Origin of the sequence: Xanthomonas campestris pv. campestris str. ATCC 33913 (genome assembly GCF_000007145.1) — a bacterium.
GTDB classification, from domain to species: domain Bacteria; phylum Pseudomonadota; class Gammaproteobacteria; order Xanthomonadales; family Xanthomonadaceae; genus Xanthomonas; species Xanthomonas campestris.
In genome coordinates this window covers 441,279-455,525 of sequence record NC_003902.1, presented here as the reverse complement: position 1 = coordinate 455,525, position 14,247 = coordinate 441,279, and the positions used below count along the sequence as shown (strand labels likewise).

Here is a 14,247-nt window from a genome sequence, read left to right as displayed (position 1 = left end):
CGATAACGCTTCATTGCGCGCGAGCGCGCTCCTACGCAGTCCAGTGCAGATTTAGCCAACCTGCACCGCAACAGCCCTGGCGTCAGCGCGACACCTGCGCAATCCATTCCTGCAGGTTGTAGTAATTGGTCACCCGCGTGATCTGCCCATCGCGCACATCGAAGAACGCGCCGCCGGGCAGCACATAGGTCTGCCCGTTCGCGTCCGGCAGGCCTTCGTCGGTGGTGTGGTAGACGCCATGCACCACGTACTCGGCGCCGACGCGCGTGCCTTCGTCATTGGCAGTCACCACGATGTCGCGCAGCTGCTCGCGGTAGCTGTCATTCATGCGCTGCAGGAAGCTGGCGAAGGCCGCCCGGCCGATCTCGCGTGGACCCTGGTTGAGGTCGTGGGCGACGTCCTCGGCCAGGAACGCCAGCATGGCGTCCCAATCGCCGCGGTTGAATGCCTCGTAGTAGGCCTGGACCAGGCCGGTGGCGCGTTGCCGATTGCTCTCGCTCATGCTCGAACCTGCCGCTGGGAAAGCCGCCATCATAGGCCCGGCATCAGGCGCCCTGCACCACCAGATCGCGGTGGAAGTAATAGACCTCCTGCAACAGGAAGCGCCAGCTGGTGTGGAAGCTGCGGAAGCGCGTGCTCGGGGTGGACGACGCCAGCGCATCCACGCCCAGCTCCTGGCACAGCCGCAGCGCGCGCGCCATGTGCAGCGGGTCGCTGACGATGATCGCCCGGTGCATGCCATGCCGCTCCATCAGCGCGCGCGCCTGCAGCAGGTTCTGCCGGGTGGTACGCGAGCTGGTCTCGATCACGATGGCTTCCGACGGCACGCCGTGCCGCAGCGCGTAGCGCCGCGCCACCTGGGATTCGGCAAAACGCGCCCCGTTGCCGAAGCCGCCGGTGAACAGCAGATGCGGCGCGTAGCCGCGTGCATACAGGTCCAGCGCGTGCCGGATGCGCTCTTCGAACACGGGAGAGGGGCGCGCGTCGTAGGCCGCCGCGCCCAGCACGATGATCACGTCAGCCGGTGCGGCCTGGTCGCGGTCGCCCACCCAGACGATCCAGCCGGCCACGCCCACCAGCCAGATCAGCGCCAGCATGCACAGCCGCCACCCCCAACCCCACAGGCCGAGCCCGCGCGAAGGCCTGCTCACGCGGCGGCCCACGGCAAGGCGTCCAGGTCGACGTTGCCGCCAGACAAGATGACGCCCACCCGCTTCCCGGCAAAGCGCGCCGGGTCGGCCAGCACGGCCGCCAGCGCGATGGCCGACGACGGTTCCACCACCTGTTTCAAGACCTGCCAGAGCAGGCGCATGGCCTGCACCACGGCGGCATCGTCAACGGTGATGACCTGCGCTCCGGCGGCCTGCAGCAGCGCGAAGTTGGGCGCCCCCAGGGTGCCGCGCAGCCCGTCGCACACGGTGTCGGGAACGAAGTCCACCAGCCGCTGCCCTGCCGCCAGCGACCGCGCGGTGTCGGCTGCACCCGCCGGCTCGGCCAGCACCAGCGCGCAACCGGGCGAAGCCTGCAGCGCCAGGGCCGCCCCGGCCGCCAGCCCGCCGCCGCCCACGGGCGCCACCAGCACATCCAGGCCGCCGCTGTCGTGCAACAGCTCCAGCGTTGCGGTGCCCTGGCCGGCAATCACCGCCGGATCGGTATACGGGTGAACCAGGGTCGCACCGCTGCTGGCCTGGACCTCGGCGCATAGCTGCTCGCGCGCAGCGATGGTCGGCGCGCAGCGCCACAAGGTGGCGCCATGCCGGGAAATATTGGCCAGCTTGGCAGCCACCGCGCCTTCGGGCACCACCACATGGCAGCCGATGCCGCGGGTGCGCGCGGCCAGTGCCAGCGCCGCGCCATGGTTGCCGGAAGAGTGCGTCACCACGCCATGTGCGGCGGTCTCGGCCGGCAACGCCCAGACCGCATTGCAGGCGCCGCGGAATTTGAACGCACCGCTGCGCTGCAGGTGCTCGGCCTTGAACATCAGCTGCGCACCGCTGAGCGTGTCCAGCGTGTGCGAGCGCAGCAACGGGGTCGGTGCGGTGTGCGGGGCAATGCGTGCAGCCGCCTGCAGGACGTCGGAATAGGCAGGAAGAAGCGTTTCGATCATGCTCCCAAGATTAACGTATCGCCTCACTCTTCACGGTCGAGGGTCGGCGTCCCGCGCATGCTCGTTCAATGAACATACGCGCCATCACCGCACAGTTAAGGACCGATTCAATGCCGCGGTTCGACAGTGACACCATGGTTGCAGGAGGGCACCATCCATGAAATTCCGTCTGATCCTTGCCGCCGGCCTGCTGGCCTTGAGCGGCTGCGCGACGTACGACTACACCGGCGCCGGGTCGGGTGGGTATTACCGTGGTGCGCCCGCGGTGCAGTACCGCTACCCGCCGGGCTATGCGCCGTATTCCTATGGCAGCCCTTACGGGGCCGGCGGGATCGGTCTGTACGACTATCCGGTGTACCCGGTCTATCGCGGCGGCGGCGGCTATTATTACCGCGAGTACGATCGACGTCCGCAGTACCGTCCCTACAACAACTATGGTCCCCGGCCGAATGGCCCGCGCCCGAATGGCCGGCCCAACGGTCCGCGCCCGCAGCGCCCCAACCCGCCGCCAGCCACCGGCGCGCCACCGCGTCCGGCGCAGCCGCCGCGTATCGGCGCTCCGCCGCGGGTGATCCGCGAGATCCAGCGGCAGACCGCACCACGCAATACGCGCCAGCAGATTCCCTGATCGGCTGACTGCGACGCAGCCCACACTTGGCAATGTTGGGGGCTTGCGTTCAGTCTGCACTTGGCTGCAAGCTAGGTGCACTGTGTGACCCGCCACGTCGTTTTCTGACCTGGCCACTCCACTGACCGACTTATGTCGATGTCCGACAGGGAAATCTGGATCCCCCCTGTTCCGGCCCTGTCGGATATCGGCGCCTCCAATGCACAAAGCCCCGGCATGCCGGGGCTTTGTGCATTGGAGCGTTGCGAAGCAGGCCAGAGCGTGTGCGCTGGCGACGTGCAGATAAAACTAAGGGCCGGCAGTCCCCCGACTACCGGCCCTTACGCTACCCCATCGCACGCGCGGCTGGCCCCTGTTCCAATTCCAGCCTTGCGCCCATGTCGCAATGCCACGACGGGTGCAGTGGGGATATCCGCACGAAACATGCCAACTTGAGTGCCAGTGTTCAATAATGTGACTTTAGTCACATATTTCACGTGTTAATGCCGCAAACCGCCCTTCAGCCGCTACGTTCGCGGCCGCTGGTCTTCCTCCTGCTTCTGGTCCACGCCCATGTCCGACTCCTTCTATCGCTACGACGTCATCGTGATTGGTGGCGGCCACGCCGGCACCGAGGCGGCGCTGGCGGCTGCCCGCGCCGGTGCACGCACGCTGTTGCTGACCCACAACATCGAGACCGTGGGCGCGATGAGCTGCAACCCGGCCATCGGTGGGATCGGCAAGGGGCACCTGGTCAAGGAGATCGACGCACTGGGCGGGGCGATGGCCAAGGCGGCGGACCTGGCCGGCATCCAGTGGCGCACCCTCAATGCCTCCAAGGGGCCGGCGGTGCGGGCCACCCGCTGCCAGGCAGACCGCAACCTGTACCGCAGCGCCATCCGCCGCATCGTCGAAGCGCAGCCCAACCTGACCGTGTTCCAGGCGGCAGTGGACGATCTGATCATCCACAACGGTGCCGCCGAAGGCGACAGCGTGCGTGGGGTGATCACCCAGACCGGGCTGCGCTTCGAGGCCACGGCCGTGGTCCTGACCGCAGGCACCTTCCTGGCCGGCAAGATCCATGTCGGCGAGACCCAATACGCGGCCGGGCGCATGGGCGACCCGCCGGCCACCACGCTGGCAGCGCGTCTGCGCGAGCGCCCGTTCGCCATCGATCGCCTCAAGACCGGAACTCCGCCGCGTATTGATGGGCGTACCCTCGACTACACGATGATGGATGAGCAGCCAGGTGATGACCCGCTGCCGGTGATGTCGTTCATGGGCCAGGTCAGCGACCACCCGACCCAGGTCAGCTGCTGGATCACCCATACCACCGAGCAGACCCACGACATCATCCGTGGCGCGTTGCACCGCTCGCCGCTGTATTCGGGGCAGATCGAGGGCATTGGCCCGCGCTACTGCCCGTCGATCGAAGACAAGGTGGTGCGTTTCGCCGACAAGACCAGCCATCAGATCTTTGTCGAACCGGAAGGCCTGGACGTCACCGAGATCTATCCCAACGGTATTTCCACCTCGCTGCCGTTCGACGTGCAACTGGCGCTGGTGCGCTCGATCCGCGGTTTTGCGCAGGCGCATATCACCCGCCCGGGCTACGCGATCGAGTACGACTTCTTCGACCCGCGCGGGCTCAAAGCCTCGCTGGAAACCAAGGCGGTGGGCGGGCTGTTCTTCGCCGGGCAGATCAACGGCACCACCGGTTACGAAGAAGCCGCCGCGCAGGGCCTGTTGGCCGGGCTCAACGCTGCACGCCAGGCGCAGGCGCTGCCGGCCTGGTCGCCGCGCCGCGACGAAGCCTACCTGGGCGTACTGGTGGACGACCTGATCACCCACGGCACCACCGAGCCGTACCGCATGTTCACCAGCCGCGCCGAATACCGGCTGCAGCTGCGCGAAGACAACGCCGATCTGCGGCTGACCGGCGTGGGCCGCGCCATGGGCCTGGTCGACGATGCGCGCTGGGCACGCTTTTCCAGCAAGCAGGAGGCGGTGCAGCGCGAAACTGCGCGCCTGTCGGCACTCTGGGCCACGCCGGGCAATGCCCTGGGCCGCGAGGTGGTCGACACCCTGGGCGTGCCGATGAGCCGCGAGACCAATGTGCTGGACCTGATCAAGCGCCCGGAACTCAGCTACGCCGCGCTGATGCGGGTGCCGACGCTGGGCCCGGGCGTGGACGATGCGCAGGTCGCCGAACAAGTGGAAATCGGCGTCAAATACGCCGGTTACCTGAATCGTCAGCGCGACGAAATCGCCCGCCAGCAGCGCCACGAAACGACTCCGATCCCGGAAGGCTTCGACTACGCCGGCGTGCGTGGCCTGTCGATGGAAGTGCAGCAGAAACTTGAACGCGTGCGCCCGCAAAGTATCGGCCAGGCACAGCGCATTCCGGGCATGACCCCGGCCGCGATCTCGCTGCTGCTGGTGCACCTGGAACGCGCGCGGCGCAGCCAGGTGGCGTGACGCTAGTGGTCGGTGCGCAGGACAGCGGCGGCGTGACGTCACACGCGCCGCCCCGGTCTTGAAGTCTGCATTGGCGTGAGTGACGGATGTTTCTGGCTGCCGTGCAGTTGGTTACCCGCAGAACCCTCACGTGTCTGCTCGACTCGGCCGATCGTTCGGGAGAGATCGAGGGCACCGATACGCAGGCGCTGATTGCCAACAGATGTCACGCAGCGAGCTCATGTCGCCCGGTGCGAAGTGATCGGGCCGTATCGCACGGCGGATGCCGCGAAGTTTGATGGCGGTCGCGACCGAGTTGGTATGCTCAGGCACCACTGACGACTTCCTGATCATGAACAAACTGCGTGCGCTGCTGACGGCAACCTACCGAATCGCCTGTCCCGCCCTGTTGCTGATGCTGGGCAGCACCTCGCAGGCGGCGGCCCAGACCGAAGAAGACGGGCGTTACTGGCTGAGCGTGTATGCGCAAGGCAAGCTGCCGGTCGAGAATCTTTACTGGAGCATGGACGTGCACCCGCGCTGGCGCGAGGAAGGCGAGCAGTTCGATCAATTGATCCTGCGCCCTGCCGTGTTCTACCGGCTCAATCCCAAAGCCAGTGTCTGGATGGGCTACGACACCATCATCAGCCACCCGGCCGGGCAGTCGTCCAATCGCGAAAATCGCTGGTGGGGGCAGTTCCAGTATCAGTTCGATCCGATCGCCAACATCACCATCACCAGCCGCACGCGTCTGGAGCAACGCCACCGCGAGGGCTTCAGCGATGAAGGCTACCGGGTGCGGCAGATGATCAGGGCCGTGCGTCCGAGCAGCCTGAGCCCGCAGTTGTCGTGGGTGGCATTCAACGAGCTGTTCGTCAATCTGGATCAGACCCAGTGGGGCGCACGCAGCGGCATCGATCAGAACCGGGTGTTCGTGGGCATCAACTGGAAGTTCAATGCAATCTCCAATGTCGATGTCGGGTATTTGAATCAGTTCGTCAATAACCGCACGATCGACCGCGAAAACCACGTCTTGATGACCACCTTCCGCTTCAATTTCTGAGCGCACGCACAGGCCGCGCGACTTGGTCGCGGCCTTTCGGTAATGCGTTGAATGCGCCGCCGGCGCGCCGAGGCACGTGTTGGCTACGCGGCAAAGCGTGGCTGCACTGGCAGCAGCCGTTGCCGCAGCATCAGCGCCGCCAGCTCGATGGTTTCCTCGGCCGCACGGATCACGCCGCCCATGGTGATGAAGCCATGGATCATGCCGACACAGGTGCGCTGGGTGACTTCCACGCCGGCGGTGCGCAGGCGCTCGGCGTATTGCAGTCCCTCGTCGTGCAGGATGTCGCGGTCGGCCAGCACCACCAGTGCCGGCGCCACGCCGGCCACGTCCGGCGCCAGCAGCACGGAGATGTGCCAGTGGTCGGCCAGGCGCATGTCCGGCAGCAACAGGCGATTGAAGAACTGCACCGCGCTGCGGGTCAGCGGCGGGATCTCGGCATTGCGGCCGCGTGAGGGATGCACGCCGGTATCCGGGCGCGCATCCGTCAGCGGGTACAGCAACAGCTGACAGCGCAACGCGATACCTCGCTGCTGTGCAGTGATCGCCGCTACCGCCGCCATGCCACCTCCGATACTGTCACCGCAGATCGCAAGACGCTGCGGATCGGCGCCCACCGCGTCGGCATGCTCGGCCAGCCAGTGCAGTGTGGCGATGACATCCTCCACGCCGGCCGGCGCCGGATGTTTGGGCGCGAGGCGATAGTCCACCGCCAGCACCTGACACGGCGTGCGTGCCGCCAGCTGCCGGCAGACGTCGTCATGCGAGTCCAGATCGCCCACAACACCGCCACCACCGTGCACGAACAGACACGTAGGTGCGGGCGTGTCATTCAGGCCCGGCGGCCGGTACAGACGTAGCGGCACCGTGCCGGCGGCAGTGTCGGCCTGCAGGTCGGTCACCTGCGCCATCGGCAGCCGTGGAAATCCCAGCTGCACTCCCATGCCGCGCATCATGGCGCGTGCTTCCTGCAACGGCAGCGCCTCCATCGGGGGCTGCCCCGCTTGCTGCAGCTGCACGAACAGGCGCACGACATCGGGATCGAATTCCATGACGGACTCCAGCAGCGATGAGAGACGCCGAGCTTGCCAGATCGTTATGGCCTTTAACCATTACGGCTCATCAATTGTTTCGATCATGCGCGTGATGTCGATGCAGATAGGTCACTGCAATGCAGCGTATTGGCCAGGCGCATCACCGGGCATCGTCCATGCTGGCGTAACGTGTGCGTGCCGTTAGACACAGGCAGCCAAGCGCTGTTGCGGATGACCGCAGCAGCTTTAGGCAGCAGCGTTAGCCGCTGGTAACGCCGCAGCCACACCTGCTGCAGCCATCGCGATCAATCGTCTTCGGCGGCCGCCTCGCGGCCCTGCTGACGGATCAGGTTTTCCTGGCGCGCGTCCTCGATCGAGGCGCGGATGGCACGCACGTCGGCGCGCTTGGTGTCGAAGGTGAAACGGCCGGTCAATGCACTGTCCGGGCGCAGCTCGCCCTTTTCGAACAACGCCCACATTTCTTCGCCGTAATAGGTGTCTAGCAACTCGGGGGCGAACCGGCCCAGGCAGTCACGCAGGTTGTGCACGTCGCGCAGCAACATGTCGCGTGCGGCGTTGTTGCCGGCCGCGCTGACCACCTGCGGGAAGTCGATCACCACCGGGCCGTCGGGCGAGACCAGCACGTTGTATTCGGAGAGGTCGCCATGCACCAGGCCCAGGCACAACATCTTGACCACGTCGCCGACCAGGCTGGTGTGGAAGAGGCGCGCCTGTTCCGGCTCCAGTTCCACTTCGCCCAGCCGTGGCGCGCTGTGGCCGGCGTCGTCGGTCACCAGGTCCATCAGCAACACGCCGTGGAAATAGCCGCGCGGCTTGGGCACGTGCACGCCGGCGTCCACCAGTTGGTAGAGCGCGTCGGCCTCGGTGTTCTTCCAGGCGGTCTCGGCTTCCTTGCGGCCGAACTTGGTGGCCTTGCCCATCGCACGGGCCTGGCGGCTGCCGCGCACCTTGCGTCCTTCTTGGTATTGCACGCGCGCCTGGAAGCTGCGCTGCGCCATGTCCTTGTAGACCTTCGCGCACAGGATGTCTTCGCCCGCGCTGACCACGTAGACGGAGGCTTCCTTGCCGCTTTTCAGTGGTCGCAACACTTCGTCGATGACGCCATCGTCGATCAGCGGTTGCAGGCCCTTGGGGGTTTTCATGGAGGAAGGGAACCAACGCAGGAAAAAGACCAGTGACGATTATGCGTCAAGCAGGGTGAAGCGCTCACCCCGTACGGGGCCGAGCTGAGACCGGGGCCATGCATTGGGACGATGCGCTTACCATGCAGGCACCTGCCCCTAGCGCGATGCGATGCCCGAGCCCACCTCTTCCCGCCGCAAACGTCCCGCCGCGCCGGCCATCGCCAGCAGCGAGCGCGGCCTACCGCATGCCTTGATGCAGCAGATTGCCGCTGCCAAAGGTGACCCGGATTTCATGACCTCGCTCGGGCGCGGGCTGGTGGTGTTGAGCGTGTTCGCCCAGCACGCGCGCGAGGTGACGATGTCGCAGATCAGCCTGGAGACCGGCATCTCGCGCGCCGCGGTCAGGCGCGTGCTGCACACCCTGGCGGCCCTGGGTTATGTGGGTGAGCAGGGCCGCGGCTATGTGTTGCTGCCGCGGGTGCTGGGGCTGGGCGGTGCGTACACCGCGTCCTCGTCGATGACCGCTGCGGCGCAGCCAGTGCTGGATGGCCTGCGCGACCAGGTGCACGAGTCGTGCTCGCTGGGGGTGCTGGATGGCGATGACCTGCTGTACGTGGCACGCGCGGAAACCGTGCGCATCATGTCGATCGGGCTGCGGCCCGGCACCCGCCTGCCGGCCTATTGCACGTCGATGGGGCGGGTGCTGCTGGCGGCCCTGCCTGCCGACACGCTGCAGGCCTATCTGGAACGCACCACCTTGCGTCCGCGCACCGACCGCACCGTGACCCAGCCCGCCGCCCTGCTCGAGGTGCTGGCACGGGCGCGCCGCGAGGGCGTCTGCCTGACCGACCAGGAGCTGGAGATCGGCCTGCGCTCGATCGCAGTGCCGGTGCGCAACCTGCGTGGCGAGGTGATTGCCGCGCTCAATATCGGTGCGCAGGCCGGGCGGGTGAGCCTGCAGACGATGCAGACCCAGTGGGTGGAGCCGCTCAAGCAGGCGGCGCAGCGCTTGGGCGCCCTGCTCAGCTGAGCGTGTCCGGCTGGTTCAGCGCGGGCGGCGCAGGAAGGCGACCACCGCGTCCACCCAGGCGGCATGGCTGTCTTCGACATGCGCCACATGGTCGGCGTGCGGCAAGGTGACCCAGCTGCGGTCGGCGCTGCCCAGGCGTGCGAACAGGTGCGCATTCTCTGACTGCGTGGCGAGTGGGTCATCCACACCGCGCAGCAGCAGCACCGGCACGCGCGTCACCTGCTCGGGCTGGTAGGCGAATTGCTCCATCGCGCGCCAGTCGGTGCGCACCGGGTCGGCCGCGAGTGCGGCGGCCACATACGCCTTCTGTACGGCGGCGGGCGCGGCATTGGCAGTGATGAAGTCCGAGCCAGCGGCTTCGGCGGTGGTGCGTTCACGCGGCGGCTGTGCGGGCACGGCGGCGGCCTGCGGCGCGGCATCGACATCGTCCGGAAAGCCATACAGCACCAGCGCCGACAACAGCTCCGGCTGCGTCTGGGCGAGCAGCAAGGCCACCCGTGCGCCATTGGAATACCCCAGCAGTGCGGGCGGCGGCAGACCGGGATGGCGCTTGGCGATCCATGTCAGCGTGGCGCGCACGTCAGCCATGGCGCGTACCGGCGTGTTCCACCCGCTGCCATCGCGCGCGGTGCCGCCATAGCCGCGCAGATCCAGCGCATACACCGCGTGGCCCGCCTGTGCCAACGCCGCCAGCACCGAGCGCGTGTCGGCAGGCTCGCCGGCCACTTGCAGATCGAAGTTGGGCAATGCACTCCAGGTGCGCCCATGCACCAGCAGCAGCGTGCCACGCGGCCGTGCCGGCAGCCGCGACCACACCACCAGTGGCTGGCCATCGTCGGCCTGCACCTGCGCACGCTGCGTGCCCGGGCCGGGCTGTGGTTGCGCCTGCGCGCCGCAGGTAAGGAGCAGCAGCACTGCCAGGCAGGCGAGACGTAGCATCATGTGGAGCCTCGTGGATGGCGGCGCTGCAAGGACGCGGCAGGCCGGCGTATTGGGAGGCTGCATCATCGCCGTAGTGCGGGCGGTGTGTCATGGCCGCTGGCGATCAGGCGATGCGCTGGCGGAACCAGTGCGGGGATGCGCTGCTGTCGGATATGTTTCTTGCGGCGCGCGTGCGGGTGGTTCTCCATCGTTGATCACGGCGTTCTCTCAACGAACCCTCTCCAACGCAGAGCGACTACGGTGCAATTGCATGGTTGGTGCGCGGCCGCCGCCGGTACGACGCATGCGAGGCGCGTCCATGCGCTTGACCATCTTCGATCACAACACGGTCTTGCGCCGTGCACGCGCCCTGCCTCTTTCCTGGCGGAGGAGTGGCATCGGGTGCGATGTCTTTGTGTTGATGTGTGCTGCGGCCGCCGACGCGTCTCATCCGTTACGCGTGCATGGTGTGCCGTGCCATCTGCGATCGCGATCGTGCCGATCAGCTAACCGTCGGTTGCCGGCTCACCTTCGGCCGCCTGTGCGTCCAGGATCGGTTGCGCTAACGCGAAGGCGTGGTTGGCCGCTGGCACGCCGCAGTAGATCGCTGCCTGCAGCAATACTTCCTTGATCTGCGCGGCAGTGACGCCGTTGTTGCGCGCGGCACGCACATGCAGCTTGAATTCCTCATCACACCCCAGCGCCACCATCATCGCCAGGGTCAGCAGCGAGCGAGTGTGGGCGGGCAGGCCGTCACGGGTCCAGATGGTGCCCCAGGCGTGGCGGGTGATCATGTCCTGGAACTCGCCGGTGAACTCGGTGCGCGCGGCCAGCGCGCGGTCGACATGCGCATCGCCCAGCACGCGCCGGCGCTCGCGCAGGCCGGCCTGGTATCGTTCGTCTTCGTGCATCGGGTGTCCTTGCAGTTGGGGGAAAGCTCACTCGGCCTGGAGAAAACCCAGCAGCACGTCGTTGAACGCTGCCGGCGATTCCAGGTTGCAGATGTGGCGGCCGGGCACCTGCGCGTACTGGCCGTCGGGCACCGCATAGGCGATGTCGCGCAGGTCGGTGGGCGGGCAGACCGGATCGTCGTCGCCGGCGATGGCCAGCAATGGCACCTCCAGGGCTTCCAGTGCGCCACGGAAGTCGGCATCGGCTACTGCCTGGCAACAGGCGATGTAGCCGTCGGGGGAGGTGGATACGAACGCGGCGGCGATCATGTCCAGACGCTGCGCATGCGACAGGGCGAAGTGCGGGGTGAACCAGCGCTGCAACGTGGCGTCGATCAACACCGGCAAGCCGTCGTGGCGCACCTGCTCGATCCGTGTGGCCCAGGTGTCGGCGCTGCCGATCTTCTGCGCTGTGGCGCAGACCACCAGCCGCCGCAATCGCTGCGGCACGTTGAGGCCGAGCCATTGGCCGGTGAGCCCGCCGATCGAGAGCCCACAAAAATCACTGCGCGCAATCTGCAGCGCATCCCAGAGCGCAATCACATCCTGGCCCAGGTCGGCCACGCTGTATGGGCCGGGCGGCGACTCGGAGTAGCCGTGACCACGGCGGTCGTAGCGCAGGATGCGGTAGTGCGGCGCAAGCGCCTCCAGCTGCACGTCCCACATGTGCAGGTCGGTGCCAAGCGAGTTGCAGAAGGTCAGCCAGGGGCGTCCTTCAGTGCCATCCAGGCGGTAATGCAGGCGATGTGTCGGCAACTGGAGAAATGCCATGGGCCACCGTCAGGGGGAAGGTGAAGCGGCCAGGACGCGGTCGATCCAGACCGACGCCATGCCACGCCAGCTGTCGGGCGCGAAGATCGCCTCCAGTTGTGCCGGCGAGAGCATTGCCTGCACGTGAGGATCGTCGGCCAGCTCCTCGCGCAGATGACGCCCTGCCGACTGCGCACGCGCCACCGCATGTTCGACCAGCGTATGCGCCTGCGACTTGCCCAGCTGCCGCGCCAGTGCGAACACCGCGGCCTCCGCGTAGAGCACGCCACCGTGGCTGTGCAGATGCGCCTGCATGCGCGTGCGGTCCAGTTCCAGCCCGGCCAGGCAGGCCTGCATCTGCGCAAGGCTGCCGGCGGTCAGGCGCACGATCTCCGGTAGCGTTTCCCATTCGGCATGCCACTGCCCGGCCGCGCGCTCGTGCGGCTGCGCCATCGTGGCGAACAAGGTGGCCACCAGCCCGGGCACGCGCGCGGCGGCGGCGACCGCCACCACGCCGGCCACCGGGTTGCGCTTGTGCGGCATCGCCGAGGAGCCGCCCTTGCCCGCCGCCGCCGGCTCGAACGCCTCGCCCACTTCCGATTGCATCAGCAGCACCACATCGCCGCCGATCTTGCCCAGGCTGCCGGCCAGCAACGCGAATGCGCAACCCACCTCCACCAGGCGGTCGCGCGCGGTGTGCCAGGGCAACGCCGGCAGCGGCAACTGCAGCGTATGCGCCAAGGCCTGCGCCACCTCCAGCCCACGCGTTTCCAGCGCCGCCAGGGTGCCGGCGGCCCCGCCGAATTGCAGCACCAAGGCCTCGGTGCGCGCGGTATGCAGGCGGCGGCGTGCGCGCTGCAAGGCGTCCAGCCAGCCGGCGGCCTTGAGCCCGAAGGTCACGGGTACCGCCTGCTGCAACAGGGTGCGGCCCGGCAGCCCGGTGGCGCGCTCGCGTGCGGCCAGCGTCGCCAGGCAGGCGCACAGTGCGTCCAGGCGCGGCAGCAGCAGGTCGAAGGCCGCGCGCAGTTGCAGCACGCTGCCGGTATCGATCACGTCCTGGCTGGTGGCGCCCCAATGCACCCAGCGCGCGGCATCGACATCGTGCGCGGCCACCTGCCGGGTCAGTTCCTTGATCAACGGAATGGCAGGGTTGCCGGCCAGTGCCGTGGCCTGCGCCAATGCGGCCAGGTCGTAGTGCACTGCGTGGCACTGGGCGGCAATGACCTGCGCGGCCGCCTGCGGAATCACCCCGCATTGCGCCTGCGCCCGGGCCAGCGCGGACTCGAAGTCCAGCATCGCCTGCACGCGCGCGGCATCGTCGAACACTTCATCGCACGCGGGGTCGCCAAACAGGCCGCCCAGCAGGGAAAACGTTGCACTCATGCATTGCATCTCTTGGCGTGGCCGGAGCATGGCACCGATGCGCACAGGTGCCAACCATGCGCGTGCCGGACGCGCGGCTCGCGTGAGCGGCGGCGGTGCACCGGCACCCCGCTTGCGCGGGCGCGATGCCACGCCGATGGCGCGACCTGGAGGCTGTGGTTGCATGCGCCAACACCCTGGCGACCTGTGCAAACAACTACCTCGTCAGGCACGCGTTTCAGTGCACGCGCCCATCAGTAACTGAAGAACACCGTCTCGGCATCGCCCTGCATGTGGATGTCCCACACGTAGTCGCCAGCGCTGCGCGCGCGCGCCAGCAATGTGCCGCGCCGTTCGGGCGGCACCAGCGCGAGGATGGGGTCACCGCTCAGCTGTGGGTCGTCGGCGAAGTACAGCCGCGTTGCCACGCCGCGCAACAGCCCGCGCATGAACACGAGCACGACCAGATGCGCCGCCTGCGGCTGCCCGTTCGGACCGGCCACCGGGCCTGGCCGGATGGTGCTGAGCCGGTAGCGGCCCTGTGCATCGGTGGGCACGCGGCCCCAGCCATCGAAACTGGGGTCGTGCGCGGCGCAGCGCGGATCGTGCGCATGGGCATAGATGCCGGCGGCATCGGCCTGCCATAGCTCCAGCACCGCATCGCTCACCGGCATGCCGGCACCATCGAACACGCATCCGCTGATCTGCACCTGCGTGCCGGCCGCGTGCTCCGGTGCGATCTGTGCGCGATACAAGGGCTCCAGCCCCAGCCGGTAGTACGGGCCAACCGTTTGCGACGGCGTTGCATGCAGGCTCATTGG

At 67.5% G+C, this 14,247-nt stretch carries 14 protein-coding genes; 4 read left to right on the top strand and 10 right to left on the bottom strand.

The annotated features are described in order from the left end of the window. Positions 1–82: 82 nt before the first annotated feature. The 3 genes from XCC_RS01985 to XCC_RS01975 are packed head-to-tail and all read right to left on the bottom strand — an operon-like array spanning position 83 to position 2,107. Positions 83–502, bottom strand: coding sequence for a nuclear transport factor 2 family protein (locus XCC_RS01985; RefSeq protein ID WP_011035635.1), 420 nt, complete (start codon positions 500–502; stop codon positions 83–85). A 43-nt stretch (positions 503–545) separates the two neighbouring features. Beyond that, positions 546–1,163, bottom strand: coding sequence for a YdcF family protein (locus XCC_RS01980; protein ID WP_011035634.1), 618 nt, complete (start codon positions 1,161–1,163; stop codon positions 546–548). After that, the gene (locus XCC_RS01975; RefSeq protein WP_011035633.1) at positions 1,148–2,107 is read right to left on the bottom strand and encodes a pyridoxal-phosphate dependent enzyme; all 960 of its coding nucleotides are present in this window, start codon (positions 2,105–2,107) and stop codon (positions 1,148–1,150) included. The genes XCC_RS01980 and XCC_RS01975 overlap by 16 nt, the downstream gene beginning before the upstream one ends. A 157-nt stretch (positions 2,108–2,264) precedes the next feature. Between XCC_RS01975 and XCC_RS01970 the strand changes: the two genes are divergently transcribed. The 3 genes from XCC_RS01970 (at position 2,265) to XCC_RS01960 (ending at position 6,234) form a co-directional block, all read left to right on the top strand. Further along, a complete protein-coding gene (locus XCC_RS01970; protein WP_011035632.1) occupies positions 2,265–2,735 on the top strand; it encodes a hypothetical protein in 471 nt (156 codons plus the stop codon). A gap of 552 nt (positions 2,736–3,287) precedes the next feature. After that, positions 3,288–5,192, top strand: a complete 1,905-nt coding sequence (gene mnmG, locus XCC_RS01965; protein WP_011035631.1) for a tRNA uridine-5-carboxymethylaminomethyl(34) synthesis enzyme MnmG — start codon at positions 3,288–3,290, stop codon at positions 5,190–5,192. A 331-nt stretch (positions 5,193–5,523) separates the two neighbouring features. Further along, entirely contained in the window at positions 5,524–6,234 is a 711-nt protein-coding gene (locus XCC_RS01960; protein ID WP_011035630.1) for a DUF2490 domain-containing protein, read from the top strand. A gap of 83 nt (positions 6,235–6,317) precedes the next feature. Here the strand turns inward: XCC_RS01960 and XCC_RS01955 are convergent, their stop codons facing one another. Both XCC_RS01955 and XCC_RS01950 read right to left on the bottom strand, forming a co-directional pair. Then, positions 6,318–7,286 (bottom strand): alpha/beta hydrolase, encoded by a 969-nt coding sequence (locus tag XCC_RS01955; protein ID WP_011035629.1) that lies wholly within the window; start codon positions 7,284–7,286, stop codon positions 6,318–6,320. A 287-nt stretch (positions 7,287–7,573) separates the two neighbouring features. Next, positions 7,574–8,431: a PA4780 family RIO1-like protein kinase gene (locus tag XCC_RS01950; protein WP_011035628.1), complete on the bottom strand. Its 858-nt coding sequence runs from the start codon at positions 8,429–8,431 to the stop codon at positions 7,574–7,576. A gap of 151 nt (positions 8,432–8,582) precedes the next feature. Between XCC_RS01950 and XCC_RS01945 the strand changes: the two genes are divergently transcribed. Then, a complete protein-coding gene (locus tag XCC_RS01945; protein ID WP_011035627.1) occupies positions 8,583–9,443 on the top strand; it encodes an IclR family transcriptional regulator domain-containing protein in 861 nt (286 codons plus the stop codon). Between the two features lie 15 nt (positions 9,444–9,458). On the opposite strand, the gene XCC_RS01940 is transcribed toward XCC_RS01945, so the two are convergent. The 5 genes from XCC_RS01940 to pcaG all read right to left on the bottom strand — a co-directional run bounded on the left by XCC_RS01940 (position 9,459) and on the right by pcaG (position 14,244). Continuing rightward, positions 9,459–10,385: an alpha/beta hydrolase gene (locus XCC_RS01940; protein WP_012437134.1), complete on the bottom strand. Its 927-nt coding sequence runs from the start codon at positions 10,383–10,385 to the stop codon at positions 9,459–9,461. Positions 10,386–10,870: 485 nt separating this feature from the next. Further along, the gene (gene pcaC, locus XCC_RS01935) at positions 10,871–11,275 is read right to left on the bottom strand and encodes a 4-carboxymuconolactone decarboxylase (RefSeq protein ID WP_011035625.1); all 405 of its coding nucleotides are present in this window, start codon (positions 11,273–11,275) and stop codon (positions 10,871–10,873) included. A gap of 27 nt (positions 11,276–11,302) precedes the next feature. Beyond that, the gene (gene pcaD, locus XCC_RS01930) at positions 11,303–12,085 is read right to left on the bottom strand and encodes a 3-oxoadipate enol-lactonase (protein ID WP_011035624.1); all 783 of its coding nucleotides are present in this window, start codon (positions 12,083–12,085) and stop codon (positions 11,303–11,305) included. A gap of 9 nt (positions 12,086–12,094) precedes the next feature. Beyond that, complete coding sequence (locus XCC_RS01925) at positions 12,095–13,477, bottom strand: 3-carboxy-cis,cis-muconate cycloisomerase (RefSeq protein ID WP_029217100.1); 1,383 nt, start codon at positions 13,475–13,477, stop codon at positions 12,095–12,097. Between the two features lie 203 nt (positions 13,478–13,680). Next, positions 13,681–14,244 carry a protocatechuate 3,4-dioxygenase subunit alpha gene (pcaG, locus tag XCC_RS01920; protein WP_011035622.1) on the bottom strand — a complete coding sequence of 188 codons (564 nt, stop codon included), beginning with the start codon at positions 14,242–14,244 and terminating at the stop codon, positions 13,681–13,683. Positions 14,245–14,247: the final 3 nt, after the last annotated feature.

Bases quoted from the DNA above. Each gene is read 5' to 3' on its own strand.
- XCC_RS01985 (WP_011035635.1), bottom strand. From the start codon at position 502: ATGAGCGAGAGCAATCGGCAACGCGCCACCGGCCTGGTCCAGGCCTAC.
- XCC_RS01975 (WP_011035633.1), bottom strand. From the start codon at position 2,107: ATGATCGAAACGCTTCTTCCTGCCTATTCCGACGTCCTGCAGGCGGCT.
- XCC_RS01970 (WP_011035632.1), top strand. From the start codon at position 2,265: ATGAAATTCCGTCTGATCCTTGCCGCCGGCCTGCTGGCCTTGAGCGGC.
- mnmG (WP_011035631.1), top strand. From the start codon at position 3,288: ATGTCCGACTCCTTCTATCGCTACGACGTCATCGTGATTGGTGGCGGC.
- XCC_RS01960 (WP_011035630.1), top strand. From the start codon at position 5,524: ATGAACAAACTGCGTGCGCTGCTGACGGCAACCTACCGAATCGCCTGT.
- XCC_RS01955 (WP_011035629.1), bottom strand. From the start codon at position 7,286: ATGGAATTCGATCCCGATGTCGTGCGCCTGTTCGTGCAGCTGCAGCAA.
- XCC_RS01950 (WP_011035628.1), bottom strand. From the start codon at position 8,431: ATGAAAACCCCCAAGGGCCTGCAACCGCTGATCGACGATGGCGTCATC.
- XCC_RS01945 (WP_011035627.1), top strand. From the start codon at position 8,583: ATGCCCGAGCCCACCTCTTCCCGCCGCAAACGTCCCGCCGCGCCGGCC.
- XCC_RS01940 (WP_012437134.1), bottom strand. From the start codon at position 10,385: ATGATGCTACGTCTCGCCTGCCTGGCAGTGCTGCTGCTCCTTACCTGC.
- pcaC (WP_011035625.1), bottom strand. From the start codon at position 11,275: ATGCACGAAGACGAACGATACCAGGCCGGCCTGCGCGAGCGCCGGCGC.
- pcaD (WP_011035624.1), bottom strand. From the start codon at position 12,085: ATGGCATTTCTCCAGTTGCCGACACATCGCCTGCATTACCGCCTGGAT.
- XCC_RS01925 (WP_029217100.1), bottom strand. From the start codon at position 13,477: ATGCTCCGGCCACGCCAAGAGATGCAATGCATGAGTGCAACGTTTTCC.
- pcaG (WP_011035622.1), bottom strand. From the start codon at position 14,244: ATGAGCCTGCATGCAACGCCGTCGCAAACGGTTGGCCCGTACTACCGG.